The organism is Bradyrhizobium sp. BWC-3-1, from assembly GCF_032917965.1.
Lineage (GTDB): Bacteria > Pseudomonadota > Alphaproteobacteria > Rhizobiales > Xanthobacteraceae > Bradyrhizobium > Bradyrhizobium canariense_D.
On record NZ_CP136625.1, the window covers coordinates 587,858 to 609,399 of the forward strand.

Sequence of the window (21,542 nt, forward strand, 5' to 3'; positions counted from 1 at the left end):
AGTACGCCGCAGCTTCTCGATCGATAAGGGGTGCCTCTGGAATACTGGATTCCCCGCCTTCGCGGGGAATGACGGCGTCAGGCTGGGATGGATCGAAGAGATTAAGCGGAGCGCCCGCTTTACTTCACCGCCCCAAACCGGCTGTCGAACGAGTTCGATTGCACCACCGGCGCGGCGCCCATGATCTGGGTCGCTTCACCCGCGCCATCCGACACCGACGGCTTCAGCGTCGGGCGGGTTGCGGCGAGGCGGGTGTCGGGCTTCGCAGGTTCGGCGGGTTTGGCAGTGGCAACAGCCGGCTTCGGTGCATCCTTCGCTGCGTCCTTGGACGTGTCGCGGCCCGGTACGAACCGGGTCACCGCGGCCTTCAGCCTCGAGGCTGCGGTGGGCGGCGTCGTCGACGTCGCAGCCGGGGCGACGGATGCCGTGGCCTGCGGCGGCGGCGTGGTCGCGGTGGCGTCGGCATTGCCCACACCTATCTTGCGGCCGAGATTGGAGAAGAAGCCGGATTTCTCGGGCGGAGCTGCGGTGGCGACGCGGGCGCTGGCGGCGGGCGCGCTGACGGCGACGACCGGCTCTTCCTGCGGCGAGGGCGCGGCTGCATCGAGATTCGGCTTCGGCGGATTGACGTGTCCAGGGATGGTGCCCGGCGCCTTCGCCATCGCCAACATCTGGAGCGTGGTGCCTTCGGCGCCCTCGGACAGACCGGTCGAGCCTTCCGGAATCTTCGCGGCAAAGATCTTGTTCATGCCGCCGTCGATGCCGGTGTTCATGCGCGCAACGGGCGTGCCGCGCGAAACCAGCTTGTTGTACTCCGCCTGGTCGCGCGCATCCTTCTCGCGCACGGCGCTGGCGATCTCCTCGGGGATCACATAGGCCGGGCACTTAGCGGACGCGTCGAACACCGGATCGCGCTTGGCGTCGGGCGGCTTCGCCGCGTCGAACACGTACTTCTTCTCGCAGAAATCGACCTTCGGCTCCTGCCGCGTCACCTCGAAATGATCATAGCCTTCCTTGATCATCTTCCAGAACGGCATGTTCGGATTGTTCCGGTGCTTGGCCATGTTCACCGGCGTCATCTTGAACGGATAGGCCTGCAGCTGGAACGCCTTCTGGCCGCCGAAGAAGGATTCGCGCCCGAGCGAATAGATCTCGGCGATCTGCTCGTCCGTCATCGCGTAGCAGCCGCGCGACGAACAATCGCCATGCACCATCAGCTGCGAGCCGCTGCGGCCCAAAGCCTTGTCGAACGCGTTCGGATAGCCCGTGTTGAACGACAAATAGTACGCCGATTGCGGATTCATCTGGCCCGGATTGATCGAGTAGAATCCTTCCGGCGCCTGACGATCGCCTTCGCGCACCTTCGGGCCGAGATCGCCCGACCAGCGACAGATCGGATAGGTCTTGAGCAGCGCGAACTGGCCGTTGCGGGTCTGCTTCCAGACCTCGAGCTCGGCCTCCTGCTTGAACAGGCGCACCAGGATCGGTGATTGCAGATCCATGTTCTTCTCGACCATCGCGGCGAGAAGCTTTGGCGGCACCGGCTGGTTGGCCTTGGCATTGGTCGCAAGCGAAGCCTGGTCGGTGTCGCAGCCGGCCAGCACGAAGCTGGCGGCAAGCGCCACCGAAACCAGAAACGCGCGAGCAAGCGAACGAGAAATCAAGATGGACCCCACACCGTCCAAGGCATCGCGCGCAAACCCCAATCTTGAAGCATGATCCGACCGGAGACCGGGACCCGTCGCGACGGGCTTTTTCGCAATCACGCTCCAGCGCTTATGCCCTGAAGCCATTGATTAAAATTCTAACCTCTGGGTCATGTGGTCGCAACCCGCACGGGGATCACGAGCCCGTTGGCCCAAAGGCGTGGTCAACGAAGACTTAAACTGGGCTGAAACTTGGGCCTTTCGGCCAAACCAGCACTGAGATCGCTGATTTGGGCAAAAAAAGGGTTAACGCGGGGTTACCGGGGGCCTCCGGGACGGTTTGGCCGGCCTCAAATTCAGCGTCGTCTCGGCGAAAGCCAGGACGACGGCGGAGGGGGACGCGTCCAATGGGCCCCAAAGCCCGCCCGAATCAGCCCAGTTTCCGGCCAATATCGAGGAATTTCTGCCGCCGATGCTTGCGGATGGCGTCCCCGTCCAGACCCCGGAGTTCGTCAAAGGCCTTGGCAATGGCGTCGCCCGTGGTGGCGATCATGGCGGCGGGGTCGCGATGGGCGCCGCCGACCGGCTCCTTCAGGATGCTGTCGATCACGCCGAAGCGGAGCATGTCCTGGGCCGTGATCTTCATGTTGTTGGCGGCTTCCTGCGCCTTGGAGCCGTCGCGCCAGAGGATCGAGGACGCCGCCTCGGGCGAGATCACGCTGTAGATCGCGTGCTCCAGCATCAGGACCTTGTTGGCGGTGGTGATGGCGATGGCGCCGCCCGACATGCCCTCGCCGGTGATGATGGCGACGTTCGGCACGGTCAGCGCCATGCAGGCATCAGTCGAACGCGCGATCGCCTCGGCCTGGCCGCGCTCTTCCGCGCCGATGCCGGGATAGGCGCCGGCGGAATCGGCGAGCGACAGCACCGGCAGGCCGAACCGCTCCGCCATCTCCATCAGCCGCACGCATTTGCGATAGCCCTCGGGCCGCGCCATGCCGAAATTATGCTTGATGCGGCTCTCGGTGGAATCGCCCTTTTCCTGGCCCATCACGCAGATGGCCTCGCCGCGGAAGCGGCCGAAGCCGGCCACCAGCGCCTCGTCCTCGCCGAACTTGCGATCGCCGGCGAGCGGGGTGAACTCGGTGATCAGGCCCTTGATGAAGTCGTTGAAATGCGGCCGCTGCGGATGCCGCGCGACCAGCGTTTTCTGCCACGGCGTCAGGTTCAGATAGAGGTCGGCCATCGCCTGCGCCGCCTTGTCCTCGATCCGCCCGATCTCCTCGGCGATGTCGCTGCCGGAGGCCGCAAGCGTCCGCAATTCATCGAGCTTGGAATCGAGCTCGGCGACGGGCTTTTCGAAATCGAGATAGCTGCGCATCTGGTCTGGCATCAACTCAATATAGGGAGGACGGGGCGAGGCGGCGAAGCGGATTCGATGTCGCGGAAAGAAGTGTAGGTTCGTCAATGAGTTGGCTTGTGTGCTCGCAACGAGCGCAGGCCAAATCATCGTGAGGCCCCGGCTCTTTCTGCGGAGATGTGGCCGAAGTCAAGGCGGTTTCATCGTTCCAGTACCGTAGCCCGGATGAGCGAAGCGATATCCGGGGCAGGTCGCCCGATCGTCAATCCCGGATGTCGCTTCGCTCATGCGGGCTACTGCAGCTACGGCAGCAACTATTTCTCCGCCAGCGGGTGCAGGTCGCGGACCAGGCTCTTCAGCCGCTCCTCGACCACGTGGGTGTAGATCTGGGTCGTCGAGATGTCGGTGTGGCCGAGCAGCGTCTGCACGATGCGCAAATCGGCCCCGTTGTGCAGCAGGTGGCTGGCGAAGGCGTGGCGCAGCACGTGGGGGGAGACCAGCCGGGCCTGGAGGCCCGAAGCGACCGCGAGCTCCTTCAAGTCGCGGGCAAAATGCTGCCGCGTCAGATGTCCGCTCTCGCCGAACGAGGGGAACAACCATTTCGAGGCCGCCACGCTGTTCTTCTTGTCGGTCTTGTTGTTGTCCTTGGCCGCCTCGGTCGCCGCGAGATAATCGGCCATCGCCTGGCGCGAGGCCTCGTTGAGCGGCACCAGCCGTTCCTTGTTGCCCTTGCCGCGCACCACGATCATGCGGGCGTCGCGCTTCGCGGCCGTACGTGGCAGCGCCACCAGTTCGGAGACGCGCAGGCCGGTGGCGTAGAGCACCTCGAGCAGGCAATAGAGTCTCAGGGCGCGCAGCCGTTTCGAGAGCGAGGCATCCTCCGCCTCGCTCAATTCCTTGGCGCGGCGGAGCATGCGGTCGACATCCGCGATCGACAGCACCTTCGGCAGGCCACGGCCGCGCTTGGGGCCGGACAGGATCGCCGCGGGATCGTCGGTTCTGATGCGTTCGTTCAGGAGGAAGCGATAGAGATGCCGCATCGCCGACAGCCGCCGCGCGACGCTGGTGGACTTGAAGCCGCGCGTGTCGAGATCGGCGAGATAGTCGCGCAGCGTCTGTGTTTCCGCGTCCGCAAATGCACGGCCGGCGCGACCGAGAAACTCGGAGAAGTCGGTGAGGTCGCGGCGGTAGGCGTCGAGCGTATTGGGGCCGGCGCCCTGTTCCGCCGCGAGCATGTCGAGGAACAGGCCGGTGAGCTTGGCGTCTGAGGACTTGTTATCGGAAGATCTGGCACGCATGCCCGCAGCCTAGCTGCTATTTCTTGAGAAACTTATCCGGCGGGATCGTCACCGTCATCTCCCGCGGCTTGGGATTGACGAAGTTCGCCAGCGCGAAGACCACGCCATAGACGATGCCGGCGATCACGGCGACGACCGTCAGGAAGCGGAACAGGCTGGGCATCGGCAGGATCTCGGAGAGGGTCTCGGTCAGGGGCTTGGCGGGCAAATTAACCAATGAAATCATCCAACACGTTCGCCGTTTCGTGGCAAGAGTCCTCTGGCGAGGGCCCCTGCGGGGTCGTATAGGTGGCCAAAGGATGCCGCCTTTGGCGGCAGATCGAGCGAGACCCATTCGAGCGAGACAAATGCCCGACGCCGCGTTGCCGATCCAAGCCTCGCCCGAGGCCGACATCCTGTCGGCGCTGGGGACGCGCTCGATCGTGCTCGTCGGCATGATGGGGGTGGGCAAATCCACCATCGGCCGCCGCATGGCTCTCCGGCTCAAGCTGCCCTTCGTCGATGCCGACACCGAGATCGAGGCGGCGGCCGGCATGACCATACCGGAAATCTTCGAGCGCCATGGCGAGCCGCATTTCCGCGACGGCGAGGCCCGCGTGATCGCGCGTCTGCTCGACGGCGGTCCCATCGTGCTGGCGACCGGCGGCGGCGCCTTCATGCGCGAGGAGACGCGGACCCGGATCGCGGCGAAGGCGATATCGATCTGGCTCAAGGCCGATCATGATGTCATCATGCGCCGCGTGCGCCGGCGCGCCGACCGTCCGCTGCTCCAGACCGCCGATCCCGAAGGAACCGTGACGCGCCTGCTCACCGAGCGCGAGCCGGTCTACGGCCATGCCGACCTCACCATCGCCTCGCGCGACGTGCCGCACGACAAGATCGTCGATGAGACGATAGAGACGCTGCGCGCGCATCTTTGCGGCGAACGGGCGTCCCCGCCACCAGCCGACGTCGCGAGTGCCGCACGATGACCGCGCCTTTGAAACATTCAGATCCCGTCAATGTCGACGTCGCGCTGGGGAATCGCGCCTATGACATCGTCATCGGCCGCGGCGTGCTGGCCTCGCTCGGCGAACGCGTCGCGCGCCTGCGCCCCGGCGTGCGCACCGCGATCGTGACGGATCGCACCGTCGCGAAATACTGGCTCGAACCCGCCGAGGCGTCCCTCGCAGCCAGCGGCGTTCCGACATCGCGCATCGTCGTCGAGGAAGGCGAGATCTCCAAGACCTATGCCGGGCTCGAAAAGGTCAGCGAAGCCCTGATCGCCGCCAAGATCGAGCGCAACGATCTCGTCATCGCGCTCGGCGGCGGCGTGGTCGGCGATCTCGCCGGCTTTGCGGCGGCGATCCTGCGTCGCGGCGTCGACTTCGTGCAGGTGCCGACCTCGCTGCTGGCGCAGGTCGATTCCTCCGTCGGCGGCAAGACCGGCATCAACTCGCCGCAGGGCAAGAATCTGCTCGGCGCCTTCCACCAGCCGGTGCTTGTGATCGCCGACACCGCCGTGCTCGACACGTTGTCGCCGCGGCAGTTTCGCGCCGGCTATGCCGAGGTCGCCAAATACGGCGTGCTCGGCGACGAGGCCTTCTTCGCCTGGCTCGAGAACAACCATTCCGACATCTCCAAAGGCGGTTCGGCGCGCGAGCATGCGATCGCGACCTCCTGCCGCGCCAAGGCCGGCGTCGTCTCGCGCGACGAGCGCGAGACCGGCGAGCGTGCGCTGCTCAATCTCGGCCACACGTTCGGCCATGCACTAGAAGCCGCGACCGGCTTCTCCGACCGCCTGTTTCACGGCGAGGGCGTTTCGATCGGCATGACGCTGGCGGCGCAGTTTTCGGCGAAGCTCGGCATGATCGGCGAAGCCGATGCGATGCGAGTCGAGCGTCACCTCATTGACGCCGGCTTGCCGACGCGCTTGCAGGACATCGCGGGCTTCGAGCAGGAGGGGCTTGCCGATGCCGACGCGCTGATGACGCTGATGGCGCAGGACAAGAAGGTCGAGCGCGGCAGGCTCACCTTCATCCTGCTGGAGGCGGTGGGGCGGGCCGTCGCCGTGAAGAACGTCGAGCCGGCTCCGGTGCGCGACTTCCTGAAGGACAAGCTCGCGCAAAAGGCATGACGCGAGGCTGAACGGCGCTACAGCGTTTTCGCGCGAAGTGGGTACCGGTTCGCGTAAGAAACGCGTCAAAACAAGAAACCAGAGTGGTTCATGGATTGGCTCGGATTCACCATCGTCATTCTCTGCCTGCTGGTCTCCGGCTTCTTCGCCGCGAGCGAGACCGCACTGACGGGCGCCTCGCGCGCCAGCATGCTGCGGCTCTCCAAGCAGGGTAATCGCGACGCCGACGTGGTTTCGCAGCTGCTCGACATGCGCGAGCGCCTGATCGGCGCCCTGCTGCTCGGCAACAACATCGCCAATATCAGTGCATCCGCCCTGGCCACCAGCATTTTCACGGCCTGGTTCGGCGACGTCGGCGTGCTCTATGCCACCGGCTTGATGACCGCACTGGTCGTGATCTTCGCCGAGGTGCTGCCCAAGACCATCGCGATCAACGCGCCCGACCGTATGGCGCTCGCGGTCGCGCGCCCGATGCGGCTGACGATGTACGTGCTGGGGCCGCTGCTGCGGATCGTGGAAGTCATCGTGCGGCTGTTGATGCGCCTGTTTGGCCTTGCCGGCGAGCACCAGGCGATCCTGTCGCCGACCGAGCGCCTCCGCGGCGCGGTCGACCTGCTGCATCATGAAGGCAAGTTTGAGAAGCACGACCGCGACATGCTCGGCGGGCTGCTCGATCTGCGCGAGCTCCAGGTCTCCGACGTCATGATCCATCGCACCGAGATGACGATGATCAACGCCGACCTGCCGCCGGAGGATCTGGTGCGCGAGGTGCTGGCGGCCGAATACACCCGCATCCCGCTGTGGCGGGAGAAACCGGAAAACATCATCGGCGTGCTCCACGCCAAGGATCTGCTGCGCGCGATCCGCGCGTCCGACGGCGATACCTCGCGCATCGACGTCTCGACCATCGCGCTGCCGCCCTGGTTCGTGCCGGAAATGCGGCCCGTCTCCGAGCAGCTCAAGGCGTTCCGCCGCCGCAAGACTCATTTCGCCCTGGTCGTCGACGAGTACGGCGAAGTTGAAGGTCTCGTGACGCTGGAAGACATTCTGGAAGAGATCGTCGGCGACATCTCCGACGAGCATGACGTCGTGGTCGCGGGCGTGCGCGCCCAGCCGGACGGCTCGGTCGTCGTCGACGGCTCGGTCCCGATCCGCGATCTCAACCGCGCAATGGACTGGCACCTGCCCGACGAAGAGGCAACGACGGTCGCCGGCCTCGTCATTCACGAGGCGCGCTCGATCCCCGACCGCGGCCAGAGTTTCACCTTTCACGGCTTCCGCTTCCGCGTCCTCCGCCGCGAACGCAACCGCATCACCGCGCTCCGTATTTCACCGGTGCCGCGCGAGACGGAAATGGAGGAAGCCAAGCGGCGGCGGGCGGGGACGTCGTTTTGAAGCGGTAGCTGTCATCGTCCGCCTTGTGCGCGCTTGCGCACTGGGGCGGACGACCCAGTAAGCCGCAGCGGCTCGATTCTAGCCGCGCCGCCTCGGAGTACTGGATGCCCGCCTTCGCGGGCATGACAGCCGCATCGGCGAGCTAGCTGCCGCCTTCTCCCGGCGCTTGCGGGTGGATCGCCAGCGCGTGCACGCTGCCGGAGAGTTCCGCGGCCAGCGCCGAATTTATCATGCGGTGGCGATCGACCCGGCTCTTCCCTTTGAAGGCGGAAGACACAATATAAACCCGAAAGTGCGTCTCGCCGCTCGGCCGATGGCCGGCGTGGCCCTCATGTAAATGTGACTCGTCGACGACTTGCAGGCTTTCCGGCGTGAAAGCTTCCTGCAACTTGTTGCTGATAGTGTCTCTGATGGCCATCTGGGTCATTACGGTGCGAGATCGCTCTCCGTATTGCATAGGCCGCCTCTAGCGGCCGTTCAAGGACGCCTCAGCATAGTTTCGGCTATGCTTTTCAGCTAATTGCAATGTCAAGACTTGAAGGTTTTTGCATTGCGTAGTCAAAGTCAGCCATGCCGATCGATTCATCAAAGTTCTTCGACTCCATCCGGATCAAGCCGAAAGGCAAGCAGCCGGAGGTGAAGCCGCGCGACGCCGTGGTCAATTGCGAATGGACCGGGTGTCAGAACAAGGGCGCGCATCGTGCGCCCAAGGGTCGCGACAATCAGCGTGAGTACTGGCACTTCTGCCTGAACCACGTGCGCGAGTACAACCAGAACTACAATTTTTTCTCCGGCATGAATGCCGACGCTGTCGCGCGCTATCAGAAAGATGCGCTGACCGGTCATCGTCCGACCTGGAAGATGGGCGCCAATGGCGGCGTCAAGAAGGGCGCCGAGGCCGAGATCGACGGCGCCTTCGATCCGTTCAGCATGTTCCAGGAGCTGAACGGCCGTACCGGCTGGCGTGCCGGGCCGCAGGCCGCGCCCAAGGCCGAGACGCGCAAGATCATGAACGCCGAGCGCAAGGCGCTCCAGGTGATGGGCCTCGGCCCCGAGTCCACGCTCGCCGACGTCAAGTCCAAGTACAAGGCGCTGGTGAAGCAGCACCACCCCGATGCCAACGGTGGCGACCGCTCCACCGAGGATCGCCTGATCGAAATCATCAAGGCGTATAATTATCTGAAGACCGTGGTGCGCGAGGCCTGAGGCCGCGCCACTGTCTTCCCTTCTCCCCTTGTGGGAGAAGGTGGCGCGAAGCGCCGGATGAGGGGTTTCTCTCGGCGAATTCAACTGCAAGATATGAGGGTGTCGAGACAACCCCTCACCCGTCTCGCCGCTTTGCGGCGAGCCACCCTCTCCCGCAAGGGGAGAGGGGAAGCACGCGCTCCGGGCTACGCATTCCCTACGCCTTCGGCATCGCGCCCACATATGATGAGCTCGGCCGGATCAGCCGCCCGGTCCGCTGCTGCTCGCGCGCATGCGCCGTCCAGCCGGCTGCGCGCGCCACCGCGAAGATCGGCGTGAAGGCCTGCCTCGGAATCGCCAGCGCATCGAGCAGGATCGCGGTGAAGAACTCCACATTGGTCTCCAGCGGCCGGTCCGGATTCTTCTTGCGCAGCGCGCTGCGGATGTAGGCCTCGACCTCGCCGGCAAAGGGCAGGGCGGCGCCGTCCGAAGCCAGCGCCTCGATCGCGGTCTTGAGCACGTCGGCGCGCGGATCGCGCACGCGATAGACGCGGTGACCAAAACCCATCATCCGCTCGCCGCGCGCGAGTGCCGCGTCCACCCAGGGCTGGATGCGCTCGCGCGAGCCGATCGCGTCGAGCATTTCCAGCACCGGTTCCGGCGCGCCGCCATGCAGCGGACCCGTCAGCGCGCAATAGCCGGCGGTGACGGCGGCAAACAGATCTGCGTGCGTTGAGGCCACCACGCGCGCGGTGAAGGTCGAGGCGTTCATGCCGTGGTCGCTGGCGGTGACGAGATAGGCGTCCAGCGCCCTGACCTCGCGTGGTTCGGGCGCGCGCCCGTGCAGCATGCGAAGCGTATCGGCAGCCTGGCTAACGTTCGGATCGGGCGCCACGGGATCGAGACCCCTAGCCCGGCGGACGAGCGCGCCCGCAATCACCGGGAATGCGCCGACGATCGTCGCCTCATGGGCGAGCCCGTGCTCGGCGCGAACTCCCGCGACCGCCGCGCGAAATCCGTCGATGATGCCCATGCCGCGCGTTGCCGGCAGCAGCTCATCCAGCCGCGCGAAGGCGCGCTCGCGTGCGGCGCCCAGGCTCGCGCGCACATCGGCTTCGCTCAGCGTGGTCGTGCTGGCGCCGTTCCAGAGCCGGGCGGTGACGCCCTCAAAGCTCGACTGGCTCGCCAGTCGGCCAACATGCTCGCCGGCGATGATCAACTCGCCGCGCTCGCCGTCGACATGGCTCAGCACGGTTTCGGCCGCGGGAACGCCGTCCAGCCCGATCTGGCTCTTGGTGAGGTGGATGTTCATGGCCCAAATCTCCTTTGCACCAGCCAAAGATCAGGCCTCTCGACAGATTGATCAATCTTGATTACATCAATCAATATGAAAAATTCGGAAGGTCTCTACCTCTCCGCCCGGGAAGCCGCCGCCGAGCTCGCGATCTCGCCGGCCACGCTCTACGCCTATGTCAGCCGCGGCCTGGTCCGCTCCGAGCCGACGCCCGACTCGCGCAAGAACCGCTATCGCGCCGAGGACGTCCGGGCGCTGAAGGAGCGTCGGGTGCCGTCGCCGGAGCCGCGCGGCCTGCGCAGCTTCGATGCCGATCTGCCGGTCATGGACACGGAGATCTCCACCATCACCGAGGAGGGCGCGATCTATCGCGGCGTCAATTGCGTCGATCTCGCGGAGAACGACACGCTGGAGCACACGGCGACGCTTCTGTGGGACGTCTCCGGCGTCGATCCCTTTGCGCCGGACAATTTTCCCGCGGTGTCCGATGAGATGCGCCTGATCGCGCAGGCCGCGCGGCGCGCCGCGCCGATCGATCGCGCCATTGCCGTGCTGGCGCTCGCATCGAGCGCCGATCCCCGCGCCTTCACCCGCGCGCATGATGGACGTGCGATGGTCGGTGCGCGCATCGTCCGGCTCCTGGTCGCGACCATGCTCAATACGGAGCCGTCCGCCGAGCCGCTGCACCAGCAGATCGCCAGTGCCTGGGCTCCCGACAACAAGCACGCGGCCGATCTCATACGCCGCGCGCTGGTTCTGCTCGCCGAGCATGAGTTGAACGCGTCCACCTTCACCGCGCGTTGCGCAGCCTCGACCGGTCTTAATCTTTATGATTCCGTCATCGCCGGCCTCGCCGCGCTGAAGGGACCGAAGCACGGCGGTGCCGGCGTGCTCGCCTCGCAGCTCGTCAAGGCGCTGGTCGATCGTGACGTCGAGCCAATGGTCCGCGAGCGTGTCGCGCTCGGCGAACGCTTTGCCGGCTTCGGTCACGGCGTCTACAAGCGGGGCGATCGGCGCGCGCAATCGCTGCTCAACGCGCTCTCTCGCGCAGGCGCACCGCGTAAATTCACCAAGGAGGTGCCCGAGCGGATCGCGGAGGCGACCGGCGAACTCGTCAATATCGACTACGCGCTTGCGGTGCTCGTGCACGCGCTGCGCCTGCCTGGCGGCAGCGAGCTCGCCCTGTTCGCGATGGCCCGCAGCGTCGGCTGGATCGCGCATGCGAGCGAGCAGTTGCAGTTCGGCAAGCTGATCAGGCCACGGGCGAGGTATGTGGGACCGGCGCCGGGGCGGAGGGGAGGCGCTGCTAGCTAGGATCGCTGCTGCGGTCGTCTTGGCGGAAGCCCGTGCTCGGGTACCTGATCAATCCGCAAGCCCTAACACGAACGCCAAAGCAATCCCGATCCGCGCCATATCCTGGCTGCCGAGGCGCCCGATCTTCTGTCCGATCCGTTCGCGTCTCACGGTGATCGGCTTGTCGGCCATCGCCTGCGATCTCAGTCGTAATCCATTTTCGCGGGTTGGCTCGATAGTCACCCGAAAATCCGGGGCGTGCGCCAGTTCGGAAGTCAACTGGCAGATCACGACGGAGGCATGAGTTTCAGGGAAAGCGTCGCTCTGCACGATGACCGCCGGGCGGGGTTTGCCATAGTCGCCCGTTGCAGCGACGGTCACGACGTCACCGCGTTGCATCTGCATCAAACTCGGAGACCGACTCGATCCACTGCAGCGCGTTGCGCTCGCGATCGGGGTCGAGGCTGGCAACTTGCTTCGCCACCCGTCGTCGAACTGACCGCGAGCGAGCATCAGCTACGACCAGGCGCAGTTCGCGCAAGCCCCGCAGCCGCCTCCGCTGGCGCATCATTTTCATTCTTTCAGCGGGTGCAGTCATTGGAAACGATCCCACGTAACGCGTTACAATGTAACGCGTTACGGCTTAGAGGCAAGGGCCGCCACGTTGCGAAGTCCCCAAACCGCAGTGCGCCGCTCGACGCTATCACCCTCGCGGCTTCGCCACCGCCACGCCGCCGCCGTTCCGGCGGCGATAGATCCAAACCGCCAAGCCTACGACGATTGCCACGCCGACCACGGTCAAAATCCACATATGCTTATACGGATGCCCATGGTGCGGCAGCCCGGCATATTCGTGCAGGGCCGACACCGCCAAAACGCCCGGCAGCACATGCGCCGGCGCCCAGACCAGGATCGCCGGGATGTTGATGGCGTAGAAGCGGGCCGGGGGCATGCCGAGCGCGCCCGCCGTGACCGGGACGAAGGCACGGATCGGCGGCACGAAGCGGGCGAAGAACACCGCCCAGATGCCGAAGCGGTGGAAGAAATTCTCGCTCTGTTCGACCACACGCGGATACTTGGTCAGCGGCCAGGTGTTGAGGATCTCCCGTTGTTGCCGGTGTCCGATCCAGTAGGCCGAACCATCGCCGAGCACTGCGCCGAGCGCCGCCGCCAGCAACACCCATTGCAGCTTGAGCTCGCCGCCTGGGACTAGGGCGCTCAGCGCCAGGATGATCGTCGAGCCGGGGATGACCGACCCCACCACCGGAACCGCCTCGAGCAGGGCCGCCAGGAACAGGGTCAGATAGGCCAGCCACGCATGGGCCGAGACGAATGAAATGAGGGGATCGAGAAAGGACGTCACATCGTCTCTGTGGTGGGATTGGGCCTTGGGGTTCGAACCCTATATCCAGACCCTACATAAGTAACGAGCGGCGGTAAAAGTGCCACCCGCGGGAGCAAGGACGGTGCCTTCGGCACGAAATTCAGGCGTGATTCGCAGGGCAGCCTTCCAAAAATCGCGTTCCTTGCCTATCTAGATGAAAAGACAACGGAACTTTGATCGGGGGGCGGGCTTCTGCCCGCCCGTTGTCTCTGATAGGTTCGCGATCGCACCCAGCCGCAGCCAACGTGCAATAACTGGTCTCGGGATCGCCCGGGACCTCGGAGGATTGATGACGACCGCCGCGATGTCCAAAGTTGAGGAAGTTTCCGGTTTGCCCGACATGAAGGTGTCGGTGCGCCAGGTGTTCGGGATCGACAGCGATCTCGAAGTCCCCGCTTATTCCGAAGTCGATCCTCACGTCCCCGAAGTCGATTCCGATTACCGCTTCGATCGTGCCACCACGCTCGCCATTCTCGCCGGCTTCGCCCACAACCGCCGCGTCATGGTCACGGGCTATCACGGCACCGGCAAATCCACCCATATTGAGCAGGTCGCCGCGCGACTGAACTGGCCCTGCGTGCGCGTCAACCTCGACAGCCACATCAGCCGTATCGACCTCGTCGGCAAGGACTCGATCGTGGTCCGCGACGGCAAGCAGGTCACCGAATTCCGCGACGGCATCCTGCCCTGGGCGCTCCAGCATAACGTCGCGCTGGTGTTCGACGAATACGACGCCGGCCGCCCGGACGTGATGTTCGTGATCCAGCGCGTGCTGGAAGTCTCCGGCCGCCTGACGCTGCTCGACCAGAACAAGGTGATCAAGCCGCATCCGGCATTCCGCATGTTCTCGACCGCCAACACCGTCGGCCTCGGCGACACCTCGGGCCTCTATCACGGCACCCAGCAGATCAACCAGGGTCAGATGGACCGCTGGTCGATCGTCACCACGTTGAACTATCTCAGCCATGACGAGGAAGTGGAGATCGTGCTGGCCAAGGCCAAGCACTATCGCACCACGGAAGGCCGCGACATCGTCAACAAGATGGTTCGCCTTGCCGACCTCACCCGCAACGCTTTCGCCAATGGCGATCTGTCGACGGTGATGAGCCCGCGCACGGTGATCACCTGGGCGGAGAACGCCGACATCTTCAGCGACATCGGCTTTGCGTTCCGGGTCACCTTCCTCAACAAGTGCGACGAGCTCGAACGTCCTCTCGTTGCCGAGTTCTACCAGCGCTGCTTCAACGCGGAGCTGCCGGAATCGTCGGTGAACGTGGCGCTCAGCTGATCTCTCTTGCGATATGTCGTCCCGACGAAAGCCGGGACCCATACCGCGAGGTCTCACGGTGAAGCGACGCTGCTAATTTCTCCTGACGCAATGATTGCCGGTGGTTATGGGTCCCGGCCTTCGCCGGGGACGACGGGTAAGGGCGAGATGAGCACCACCTCCAACTCCAAATTCCGCAACACCAAGGAAGCCCCGACCGAGCCGTTCAAGCGCTCGGTGGCCTCCTGCCTGAAGGCGATCGCCAAGGCGCCCGAGCTCGACGTCAGCTTCGCCGCCGAGCGTCCCGGGCTCGCGCCGGGCAAGGCGCGGCTGCCCGAGCCCGCGCGAAAGATGACCAGGCGTGATGCCGCCATCGTGCGCGGCCACGCCGATTCCATCGCGCTCAAGCTCGCCTGTCACGATCCGAAGGTGCATCGCAAGCTGATGCCGGGCAATCCGCAGGCGCGCGGCGTGTTCGAGGCGGTGGAGCAGGCCCGTGTCGAGGCGATCGGCGCGCGGCGCATGGCGGGCGTTGCGAAAAACCTCACCGCGATGCTCGACGACCATTTCCATCGCGGCAAGTTCGACGAGATCACCGATCGCGCCGACGCGCCGCTCGCCGACGCGCTGGCGATGCTGGTGCGCGAGCGCCTGACCGGCATGGCGCCGCCGACGGCCGCCAAGAAGATGGTCGATCTCTGGCGCCCTATTCTCGAAGACAAGATCGGCAGGCGGCTCGACCGGCTCGATACCGTGGTCGAGGACCAGACCAGGTTCGGCGATGCCGTGCATGATCTGCTGACGGCGCTCGAGATCGGCGACGAGCGCAGCGCCGACAGCGAAGACAATGACGAGAACGACGAGAACCAGGACGGCGACAACGATCAGTCCGGCGCCGAGGGCTCGCCCGATTCCGACGCCGCGCAGGAGATGAGCGCCGATCAGGCCCAGGCGTCGAGCGAGGAGATGAGCGAGAGCGCGATGGAAAGCGCGCAGGCCTCGACCTCCGACACCTTCGACGACGGCGAGCTCGGCGACGACGAGACGCCGGGCGAGGCGACGCGGCCGAATTCGCACGGCAAGAACGAGCCGCGCGGGCCGGAATATCACGCCTTCGCGCCGAAGTTCGACGAGGTCATCGCCGCCGAAGACCTCTGCGACCATGACGAGCTGGAGCGGCTGCGCGCCTATCTCGACAAGCAGCTCGCGCATCTGCAGGGCATCGTCGCCCGTCTCGCCAACCGGCTGCAGAGGCGCTTGATGGCGCAGCAGAACCGCGCCTGGGAGTTCGATCTCGAAGAGGGCATTCTCGACCCCGCGCGGCTGTCGCGCGTGGTGACGGATCCCTATCACCCGCTGTCCTTCATGCACGAGAAGGAGGCGACGTTCCGCGATACCGTGGTGACGCTGCTGCTCGACAATTCCGGCTCGATGCGCGGGCGGCCGATCACGGTCGCGGCGACCTGCGCCGACATCCTCGCCCGCACGCTGGAGCGTTGCGGCGTCAAGGTCGAGATTCTCGGCTTCACCACGCGCGCCTGGAAGGGCGGGCAATCGCGCGAGGCGTGGCTTGCCGCTGGCAAGCCGGCCAGCCCCGGCCGCCTCAACGATCTCCGCCACATCATCTACAAGTCGGCGGACGCCCCCTGGCGTCGTGCGCGGAAAAACCTCGGCCTGATGATGCGCGAAGGGCTGTTGAAGGAGAACATCGACGGCGAGGCGCTGGATTGGGCGCACAAGCGCCTGCTCGGCCGGCCCGAACAGCGCAAGATCCTGATGATGATCTCGGACGGCGCGCCGGTCGACGATTCCACGCTGTCGGTCAACCCCGGCAACTATCTCGAGCGGCACCTGCGCCACATCATCGAGGAGATCGAGACCCGCTCGCCGGTCGAGCTGATCGCGATCGGCATCGGCCATGACGTGACGCGCTATTATCGCCGCGCGGTGACGATCGTGGACGCCGAAGAGCTCGGCGGCGCCATCACCGAGAAGCTCGCCGAACTCTTCAGCGAGACCAACACCGCGCCCACGCAGCCGGCCAACCGCCCGCGCCGCAAACTGCATTCGTGAGCAACCATCGATCCCGCCGCAGCTTCATCGGCCACGCGGCGGCGGGATTTTCCACTCTCGTACTGTCTCGCCTGGCGCAGGCACAGCCCGGGCCGAAGCCGGCGCTGATCGAGCACGCCGTCGCCGCGCCCGTTGGCATCGAGGTCAACGCGCGGCCGATCCCCAATTTCGAGCCGCGCGACCGCGCGCGCACGCGGTTCGGTTCGCTGGACTATCGCGGCGGCCTGGTGCTGACCTCGCCGCATCGCGGCTTCGGCGGCCTGTCCGGCTTCCGCTTCCTCGACAGCAAAGGCGAGCGCTTCCTCGCGATCTCCGACCAGGGCACCTGGTTCACCGGTCGCATCCGTTATTCCGGGCGGAGCATGACGGGTCTCGACGACGTCGAGGCCGCGCCGGTGCTCAATGCGGAGGGGCGGCCGATCACGGAGAAGCGGCTGTGGTACGACACCGAGTCGCTCGCGCGTGACGGCGACCTCGTCTATGTAGGGCTCGAGCGCGTCAACCAGATCATGCGGTTCGATTTTGCGAAGGGCGGCACACGCGCGCGCGGCGAGGTGCTGCCGACCCCGCCGGCGGTGCGCAAGCTGCCCTACAACAAGGGGCTCGAGGCGCTGGTGTTCGTTCCAAAGGGGCAGCCGCTCGCGGGCACCTTGATCGCGCTGTCGGAGGGCGGCTTCGATGCCGACGGCAATCTGATCGGATTTTTGCTCGGCGGCCCCACACCGGGCCAATTCAGCATTCGCCGCACCGACCAGCAGCTCATCAGCGACGCCGTGCTGCTGCCCTCGGGCGATCTCCTGATCCTCGAACGCAAATTCTCCTGGTTCACCGGCATCGATATCCGCATCCGCGCGATCCCCCTGAAATCGATCGCGCCGGGCGCATTGGTCGACGGCCCCGTGCTGTTCAAGGCCGATCTCGGCCACGAGATCGACAACATGGAAGGCATCGACGCCCACGTCACGGCCGACGGCGAGACCGTGCTGACGCTGGTGTCCGACGACAATTTCTCGATGCTCCAGCGCACGCTGCTGCTGCAGTTCGCGCTGGTGGAGTAGGGCGGCGCGGCCGCAATGCATCCCCCGCGAGCCGCCATGCCCCCCGCGCGGCTGGCAATCGGCGCATCGCCCACTACACTCTCTCCATCTCCCTGCCCTCCATCCTTTTCGGAACTCCCCCGCATGAGCGCCCTGTTTTCCCCGATCAAGCTGCGCGGCCTGACTTTGAAGAACCGCGTCGTGGTGTCGCCGATGTGCCAATATTCGGCGGAGGACGGCGTTCCCACCGACTGGCACTTCACCCACATCAACAATCTCAGCCTGTCGGGCGCGGCGATGTTCTGCATCGAGGCGACCCATGTCGAGGCGATCGGCCGCATCACGCCGGGCTGCCTCGGGCTCTACAGCGATGCCGCCGAGGCCGCGCTGAAGCAGATCCTCACCTCGGTGCGGAAACATTCCTCGACCGCCGTCGCAATGCAGCTCGCGCATGCGGGCCGCAAAGCCAGCAGCGCGCGGCCGTGGGACGGCGGCCAGCTGATTCCGCAGGATGCGGGCGGCTGGCAGACCGTGGCGCCGTCGGCGCTGCCGCACAAGGAAGGCGAGGCCGCGCCGCTGGCGCTCGATGCCGCGGGCCTCAAGCGCATCCGCGAGGCCTTCGTCGATGCCGCCAAGCGCGCCGATCGCATCGGCATTGACGCGATCGAGCTGCACGGCGCGCACGGCTATCTCCTGCATCAATTCCTGTCGCCGATCTCGAACAGGCGCACCGACGAATATGGCGGCTCGCTCGAGAACCGCATGCGCTTCCCGCTGGAGGTCTACGACGCGGTCCGCGCCGTATTCCCGCACGACAAGCCGGTCGGCATGCGGGTGTCGTCGACCGACTGGGTCGAGGGCGGCTGGGATCTGGCGCAAACGCTTGAATTCGCCAACGCGCTGAAGGCGCGCGGCGTCGACTGGATCGATGCCTCCTCCGGCGGCGTCTCGCCGCTGCAGAAGATCGCGCTCGGCCCCGGCTATCAGGTGCAGTTTGCCGAGGCCATCAAGCGCGAGACGGGTTTGCCTACCATCGCCGTCGGCCTGATCACCGAGCCGAAGCAGGCCGAAGAGATCGTCGCATCCGGCAAGGCCGACATGGTCGCGCTCGCCCGCGGCTTGCTCTACGACCCGCGCTGGGCCTGGCACGCCGCAGCCGAGCTCGGCGGCGAGGTCGAAGCCCCGCCGCAATACTGGCGCTCGCAGCCCTCGACCCAGAAGGCGCTGTTCGGCAAGACGACGTTCGGGGCGCGGTGAGGGGGCGAGTGTGGCGCGAGGACCGCGCCGCAAACTCGTCATTGCGAGGAGCCCTTGCGACGAAGCAATCCAGGCTGTGTCCGCGGAAAGAGCCTGGATTGCTTCGCTGCGCTCGGCAGCCATGCGACACACGCCAAGGTCGTTGCTCCGCGTACCTTTTGGTCCCGTGCCGTTCCGCCTCACGCATCCGTAAACCCTCTCAGCTTCCACCCCACCCAAATCTGGCCTAACCTCGCGTGCGTCCAACGCCTCGCGGAGGCCCGCCATGCGATTTCGTGTTCGAAAAGCTGCCCACGTCATCGAGCGCGTGGGCCTTGCGATGGCGGGCGCGGCGTGCGGGCTGTTTGTCGGCGCTTATGTGGGATCGGCGATCCCCGCGCTCACCACCGAGGGGTTCCTGCTGCTGATGATGGTGCTGGGCTTCGTCGGCTTCTATCTCGGCATCGACACGCCGCAATTGCCGTTCGACGAGGCCCACGGCGACATCGACGCCGCGGAACTGTTGAGCGCCGCCGGCACGCTCTGCGCCACGCTCACCGCACTCGCCTCCGTCGCCATCATCGTGCTCCGCCTCGATCCGCACATCGCCTGGAGCTGGTTCGCCTTGTTCGGCTGGATCGCCGGCGTCGCGATGCAGATCGTCGCGGGCGCAAAGGCGCGGATGCGGAAGCCGTGAATTTGTTGTGTTGGGAGAGATCGCGCCGCAAGTACACTGCGTTCCCTCCCCCTTGTGGGGGAGGGCTAGGGAGAGGGGTAGCCACACGGCGTGCTCTGTCGAATGAAGCGACACTCTGTTGCCATCGCTTCGCACGTAACTAACACCTTTTGCTGGGCCACCCCTCTCCCCAACCCTCCCCCACAAGGCGGGAGGGAGCCGAGCGGAGTGTGGAGCGCGGCCTTGTTCAGCAGCTGGAAGGAGTCAAAACACCACGCCCACCTTCGAGCCGCGCTTCCACGCCACGCGGCAGCGTTTTTTCGTGTTCACATGCAGCAGCTCGAAGCGATCGGGAATCTTCACCTGGCCGCCGAGATCGACGCAGGCGCCGCCCGGCGAATAGTCGATCAGCGTGCAGGGGATCACCGGCGCGCGCGGGTCGGTGATGATCTTGGCCTGGCGGGACACGAGGCCCGCAGGCTTGACACGGGCATGTCGTCGCGGATGCATTGGCACTCTCCTCCAATTTCCGCGGATGGCGCGGGTGGTCTGGGAGATGATGCCAAGGAGTTGATTCGATCCGGCTAAGGCGGGCTGGAGAATTTTAATGAAAAGTGTCGGCGAGTGGAGAAAGCGGCGGTAGCGGGGTGGTCTGCTTTCCCCTCTCCCCTTGTGGGAGAGGGTGGATCGCCACGAAGTGGCGAGACGGGTGAGGGGTCTCGCACGGCATACGAAGCTTTCGCGTTCGCGGCGACAACGCCTCATCCGGCGCCATAGCCGATGCGAAGCATCGGCGTTTTCAAGAACGGCGGCCGAAGACCGCCTATGCCACCTTCTCCCACAGGGGGAGAAGGGAAGGCCCTCACCCCACCACGATCTCCCCCGACTCCGCCGCCATCCCCACACCCGGCGGCACCGGCATCGGCACCGTCACATACTCCTTCGGCAGATTCACCGGCCGATATCCCGGCTCCACCGCCATCCGCTTCAACACGCTCTCATGCACATGCGCGCCCTCGGGGATCAGGCGCGGCTCGCAATTGGGGATGTAGAGCCCGAGAAACACCTTCCGCGCCGGCCATTCCTTGTAGGTCGCGCTCTTCGGCAGATACTCCAGCACGCGCCAGGGCGCCGTCATCGAATCATGCAGCTCGCCGGTCTTGCCGGTGTAAGCCGGCGGCACGTATTGGAACGGCGAGTTCTTGCGCTGGATGCCCCAGGCGAGCTGGTTCACCGTGCGCGGGTTGAAGTTCAGCCCCGCCTTGGTCGCCTCCTCGATCATCCAGAGCAGCGGATACTTGGACTCGCCGCTCTCGACTTCCGGATAGCCGCCACCGACGTCGCAATGCACGCCGGCGAACCACACCTGCAAAATGTCCTGCGGCTCCTTCTTGTCGTCGGGCACGAAGCGGTTGCGCCAGTACTCCTGCGGCTCCTCATACTGCTTGAGGCGGAACATGCAGCGCCGCTCGTCGATCGCGATCGCCTGGCGGAAGATGTTGACGCTGGGATTGCGCAGCGTGAAGGCGAGCTCCTCGAAGCTCGGCAAATAGCCCCGGTCGGCGCGCGGCACGATCACGCTCGCCACCGTGTCCCAGACGCCGATGAAGTGGATGGTCGGCCAGCGCGACGAGGTGATGCGTGCGAACTGCGCGGCGAGATCGAACTTGTTTTTCGGCAGCGGCCCGCTGTCGTCAAAACCCTCATCGACGAGGTCGCTGACATCGTTGCCGCGCCCGGTGCCGGAATATTGCTTGTAGGCGACGAGGCCAGAGCCTGCGAGGTTGGCCTGCTCCGGCGAGATCAGGCCGATCTTGTGGATCAGCCCCGCCAGCACGCGAACCGTGTAGGCCCCGCGCGAGAAGCCGAACAGGTAGATCCTGTCGCCGGGCGCGTAGTGCTGGACCAGGAAGCAATAGGCCGACAGCGTGTTGTCATCGAGCCCGTAGCCGGTGGCGAGCCCCAGCACCAGATTGACGTTGGCTTTCCAGCGGTGCCACGTCGACGGCTCCGTCACCGTGCCGACCCCGGGATCGTAGAACACCAGCTGCCGCGGCCGCGTCTTGTCGGTCTTGCGCAGGCAGCGATAGAGCTTCAGGACGTTGGAGATGTTCTCCGAGATCTCGTTGCCGGTGCCGTCACAGCAGATGACGAGGTTCTTCGGCTCGGATGTATGCTCGGCGTTCCGCTCGTGATCCACAGGATGCCCCTCCCGCTGATGCTACCCGGGCGAGTATAGCGGAAAAGCGTGGGGAGAGGGAGATGACGCTTCTTCCCCTCCC

The 21,542-nt window shown here is 65.5% G+C and carries 21 protein-coding genes; 10 read left to right on the forward strand and 11 right to left on the reverse strand.

Annotated elements, in window-relative coordinates:
• Nucleotides 1-119: 119 nt before the first annotated feature.
• The 4 genes from RX329_RS02775 to RX329_RS02790 form a co-directional block, all read right to left on the reverse strand.
• On the reverse strand, nt 120-1,664 hold the full coding sequence (locus RX329_RS02775; RefSeq protein ID WP_240543212.1) for a murein L,D-transpeptidase family protein: 1,545 nt from the start codon (nt 1,662-1,664) through the stop codon (nt 120-122).
• Nucleotides 1,665-2,076: 412 nt separating this feature from the next.
• Nucleotides 2,077-3,039, reverse strand: a complete 963-nt coding sequence (locus RX329_RS02780) for an acetyl-CoA carboxylase carboxyltransferase subunit alpha (protein ID WP_007599220.1) — start codon at nt 3,037-3,039, stop codon at nt 2,077-2,079.
• Between the two features lie 281 nt (nt 3,040-3,320).
• Nucleotides 3,321-4,304 (reverse strand): site-specific tyrosine recombinase XerD, encoded by a 984-nt coding sequence (gene xerD / locus RX329_RS02785; protein ID WP_085351648.1) that lies wholly within the window; start codon nt 4,302-4,304, stop codon nt 3,321-3,323.
• Nucleotides 4,305-4,320: 16 nt separating this feature from the next.
• Nucleotides 4,321-4,467 carry a hypothetical protein gene (locus tag RX329_RS02790; RefSeq protein ID WP_035669499.1) on the reverse strand — a complete coding sequence of 49 codons (147 nt, stop codon included), beginning with the start codon at nt 4,465-4,467 and terminating at the stop codon, nt 4,321-4,323.
• A 184-nt stretch (nt 4,468-4,651) separates the two neighbouring features.
• Here RX329_RS02790 and RX329_RS02795 point away from each other — a divergent pair, with 184 nt between their 5' ends.
• From RX329_RS02795 to RX329_RS02805, 3 genes are all read left to right on the forward strand, one after another.
• Nucleotides 4,652-5,275 carry a shikimate kinase gene (locus tag RX329_RS02795; RefSeq protein WP_085384097.1) on the forward strand — a complete coding sequence of 208 codons (624 nt, stop codon included), beginning with the start codon at nt 4,652-4,654 and terminating at the stop codon, nt 5,273-5,275.
• Complete coding sequence (gene aroB, locus RX329_RS02800; protein ID WP_085358854.1) at nt 5,272-6,420, forward strand: 3-dehydroquinate synthase; 1,149 nt, start codon at nt 5,272-5,274, stop codon at nt 6,418-6,420. The genes RX329_RS02795 and aroB overlap by 4 nt, the downstream gene beginning before the upstream one ends.
• A 90-nt stretch (nt 6,421-6,510) precedes the next feature.
• Nucleotides 6,511-7,815, forward strand: coding sequence for an HlyC/CorC family transporter (locus RX329_RS02805; RefSeq protein WP_018452925.1), 1,305 nt, complete (start codon nt 6,511-6,513; stop codon nt 7,813-7,815).
• Between the two features lie 142 nt (nt 7,816-7,957).
• On the opposite strand, the gene RX329_RS02810 is transcribed toward RX329_RS02805, so the two are convergent.
• A complete protein-coding gene (locus tag RX329_RS02810; RefSeq protein WP_317246496.1) occupies nt 7,958-8,233 on the reverse strand; it encodes a BolA family protein in 276 nt (91 codons plus the stop codon).
• 152 nt (nt 8,234-8,385) lie between these two features.
• Between RX329_RS02810 and RX329_RS02815 the strand changes: the two genes are divergently transcribed.
• Complete coding sequence (locus RX329_RS02815) at nt 8,386-9,021, forward strand: J domain-containing protein (RefSeq protein ID WP_027515160.1); 636 nt, start codon at nt 8,386-8,388, stop codon at nt 9,019-9,021.
• Nucleotides 9,022-9,217: 196 nt separating this feature from the next.
• Here RX329_RS02815 and RX329_RS02820 read toward each other — a convergent pair whose 3' ends face one another.
• Complete coding sequence (locus RX329_RS02820) at nt 9,218-10,312, reverse strand: citrate synthase/methylcitrate synthase (protein ID WP_085358853.1); 1,095 nt, start codon at nt 10,310-10,312, stop codon at nt 9,218-9,220.
• A 75-nt stretch (nt 10,313-10,387) separates the two neighbouring features.
• Here RX329_RS02820 and RX329_RS02825 point away from each other — a divergent pair, with 75 nt between their 5' ends.
• Nucleotides 10,388-11,608 (forward strand): citrate/2-methylcitrate synthase, encoded by a 1,221-nt coding sequence (locus RX329_RS02825; RefSeq protein WP_085358851.1) that lies wholly within the window; start codon nt 10,388-10,390, stop codon nt 11,606-11,608.
• A 48-nt stretch (nt 11,609-11,656) separates the two neighbouring features.
• Here the strand turns inward: RX329_RS02825 and RX329_RS02830 are convergent, their stop codons facing one another.
• The 3 genes from RX329_RS02830 to RX329_RS02840 form a co-directional block, all read right to left on the reverse strand.
• Nucleotides 11,657-11,986 (reverse strand): type II toxin-antitoxin system PemK/MazF family toxin, encoded by a 330-nt coding sequence (locus RX329_RS02830; RefSeq protein WP_026232424.1) that lies wholly within the window; start codon nt 11,984-11,986, stop codon nt 11,657-11,659.
• A complete protein-coding gene (locus tag RX329_RS02835; RefSeq protein WP_143273843.1) occupies nt 11,973-12,185 on the reverse strand; it encodes an antitoxin MazE-like protein in 213 nt (70 codons plus the stop codon). Before RX329_RS02835 ends, RX329_RS02830 begins: the two co-directional genes overlap by 14 nt.
• 105 nt (nt 12,186-12,290) lie before the next feature.
• The gene (locus RX329_RS02840) at nt 12,291-12,950 is read right to left on the reverse strand and encodes a DedA family protein (protein WP_085358849.1); all 660 of its coding nucleotides are present in this window, start codon (nt 12,948-12,950) and stop codon (nt 12,291-12,293) included.
• Nucleotides 12,951-13,260: 310 nt separating this feature from the next.
• Between RX329_RS02840 and cobS the strand changes: the two genes are divergently transcribed.
• The 5 genes from cobS to RX329_RS02865 all read left to right on the forward strand — a co-directional run bounded on the left by cobS (nt 13,261) and on the right by RX329_RS02865 (nt 19,281).
• Complete coding sequence (gene cobS / locus RX329_RS02845) at nt 13,261-14,259, forward strand: cobaltochelatase subunit CobS (protein ID WP_018452933.1); 999 nt, start codon at nt 13,261-13,263, stop codon at nt 14,257-14,259.
• A 147-nt stretch (nt 14,260-14,406) separates the two neighbouring features.
• Nucleotides 14,407-16,311, forward strand: coding sequence for a cobaltochelatase subunit CobT (gene cobT / locus RX329_RS02850; RefSeq protein ID WP_018452934.1), 1,905 nt, complete (start codon nt 14,407-14,409; stop codon nt 16,309-16,311).
• Nucleotides 16,308-17,369 (forward strand): esterase-like activity of phytase family protein, encoded by a 1,062-nt coding sequence (locus RX329_RS02855; RefSeq protein WP_085358847.1) that lies wholly within the window; start codon nt 16,308-16,310, stop codon nt 17,367-17,369. Before cobT ends, RX329_RS02855 begins: the two co-directional genes overlap by 4 nt.
• 123 nt (nt 17,370-17,492) lie before the next feature.
• Nucleotides 17,493-18,605, forward strand: coding sequence for an NADH:flavin oxidoreductase/NADH oxidase (locus RX329_RS02860; protein ID WP_085351643.1), 1,113 nt, complete (start codon nt 17,493-17,495; stop codon nt 18,603-18,605).
• 265 nt (nt 18,606-18,870) lie between these two features.
• On the forward strand, nt 18,871-19,281 hold the full coding sequence (locus RX329_RS02865) for a hypothetical protein (protein WP_026232425.1): 411 nt from the start codon (nt 18,871-18,873) through the stop codon (nt 19,279-19,281).
• A gap of 243 nt (nt 19,282-19,524) precedes the next feature.
• On the opposite strand, the gene RX329_RS02870 is transcribed toward RX329_RS02865, so the two are convergent.
• Together RX329_RS02870 and RX329_RS02875 are read right to left on the reverse strand one after the other, a co-directional pair.
• Nucleotides 19,525-19,770, reverse strand: coding sequence for a PilZ domain-containing protein (locus RX329_RS02870; protein WP_027515169.1), 246 nt, complete (start codon nt 19,768-19,770; stop codon nt 19,525-19,527).
• Between the two features lie 352 nt (nt 19,771-20,122).
• Nucleotides 20,123-21,460: a DUF2235 domain-containing protein gene (locus RX329_RS02875; protein WP_085351641.1), complete on the reverse strand. Its 1,338-nt coding sequence runs from the start codon at nt 21,458-21,460 to the stop codon at nt 20,123-20,125.
• Nucleotides 21,461-21,542: the final 82 nt, after the last annotated feature.

What these genes read in the sequence shown, in the direction of transcription:
- RX329_RS02780 (WP_007599220.1), bottom strand. Translation starts at nt 3,039, where the DNA reads ATGCCAGACCAGATGCGCAGCTATCTCGATTTCGAAAAGCCCGTCGCC.
- xerD (WP_085351648.1), bottom strand. Translation starts at nt 4,304, where the DNA reads ATGCGTGCCAGATCTTCCGATAACAAGTCCTCAGACGCCAAGCTCACC.
- RX329_RS02790 (WP_035669499.1), bottom strand. Translation starts at nt 4,467, where the DNA reads ATGCCCAGCCTGTTCCGCTTCCTGACGGTCGTCGCCGTGATCGCCGGC.
- RX329_RS02795 (WP_085384097.1), top strand. Translation starts at nt 4,652, where the DNA reads ATGCCCGACGCCGCGTTGCCGATCCAAGCCTCGCCCGAGGCCGACATC.
- aroB (WP_085358854.1), top strand. Translation starts at nt 5,272, where the DNA reads ATGACCGCGCCTTTGAAACATTCAGATCCCGTCAATGTCGACGTCGCG.
- RX329_RS02805 (WP_018452925.1), top strand. Translation starts at nt 6,511, where the DNA reads ATGGATTGGCTCGGATTCACCATCGTCATTCTCTGCCTGCTGGTCTCC.
- RX329_RS02810 (WP_317246496.1), bottom strand. Translation starts at nt 8,233, where the DNA reads ATGGCCATCAGAGACACTATCAGCAACAAGTTGCAGGAAGCTTTCACG.
- RX329_RS02815 (WP_027515160.1), top strand. Translation starts at nt 8,386, where the DNA reads ATGCCGATCGATTCATCAAAGTTCTTCGACTCCATCCGGATCAAGCCG.
- RX329_RS02820 (WP_085358853.1), bottom strand. Translation starts at nt 10,312, where the DNA reads ATGAACATCCACCTCACCAAGAGCCAGATCGGGCTGGACGGCGTTCCC.
- RX329_RS02825 (WP_085358851.1), top strand. Translation starts at nt 10,388, where the DNA reads ATGAAAAATTCGGAAGGTCTCTACCTCTCCGCCCGGGAAGCCGCCGCC.
- RX329_RS02830 (WP_026232424.1), bottom strand. Translation starts at nt 11,986, where the DNA reads ATGCAACGCGGTGACGTCGTGACCGTCGCTGCAACGGGCGACTATGGC.
- RX329_RS02835 (WP_143273843.1), bottom strand. Translation starts at nt 12,185, where the DNA reads ATGACTGCACCCGCTGAAAGAATGAAAATGATGCGCCAGCGGAGGCGG.
- cobS (WP_018452933.1), top strand. Translation starts at nt 13,261, where the DNA reads ATGACGACCGCCGCGATGTCCAAAGTTGAGGAAGTTTCCGGTTTGCCC.
- cobT (WP_018452934.1), top strand. Translation starts at nt 14,407, where the DNA reads ATGAGCACCACCTCCAACTCCAAATTCCGCAACACCAAGGAAGCCCCG.
- RX329_RS02860 (WP_085351643.1), top strand. Translation starts at nt 17,493, where the DNA reads ATGAGCGCCCTGTTTTCCCCGATCAAGCTGCGCGGCCTGACTTTGAAG.
- RX329_RS02865 (WP_026232425.1), top strand. Translation starts at nt 18,871, where the DNA reads ATGCGATTTCGTGTTCGAAAAGCTGCCCACGTCATCGAGCGCGTGGGC.
- RX329_RS02870 (WP_027515169.1), bottom strand. Translation starts at nt 19,770, where the DNA reads ATGCATCCGCGACGACATGCCCGTGTCAAGCCTGCGGGCCTCGTGTCC.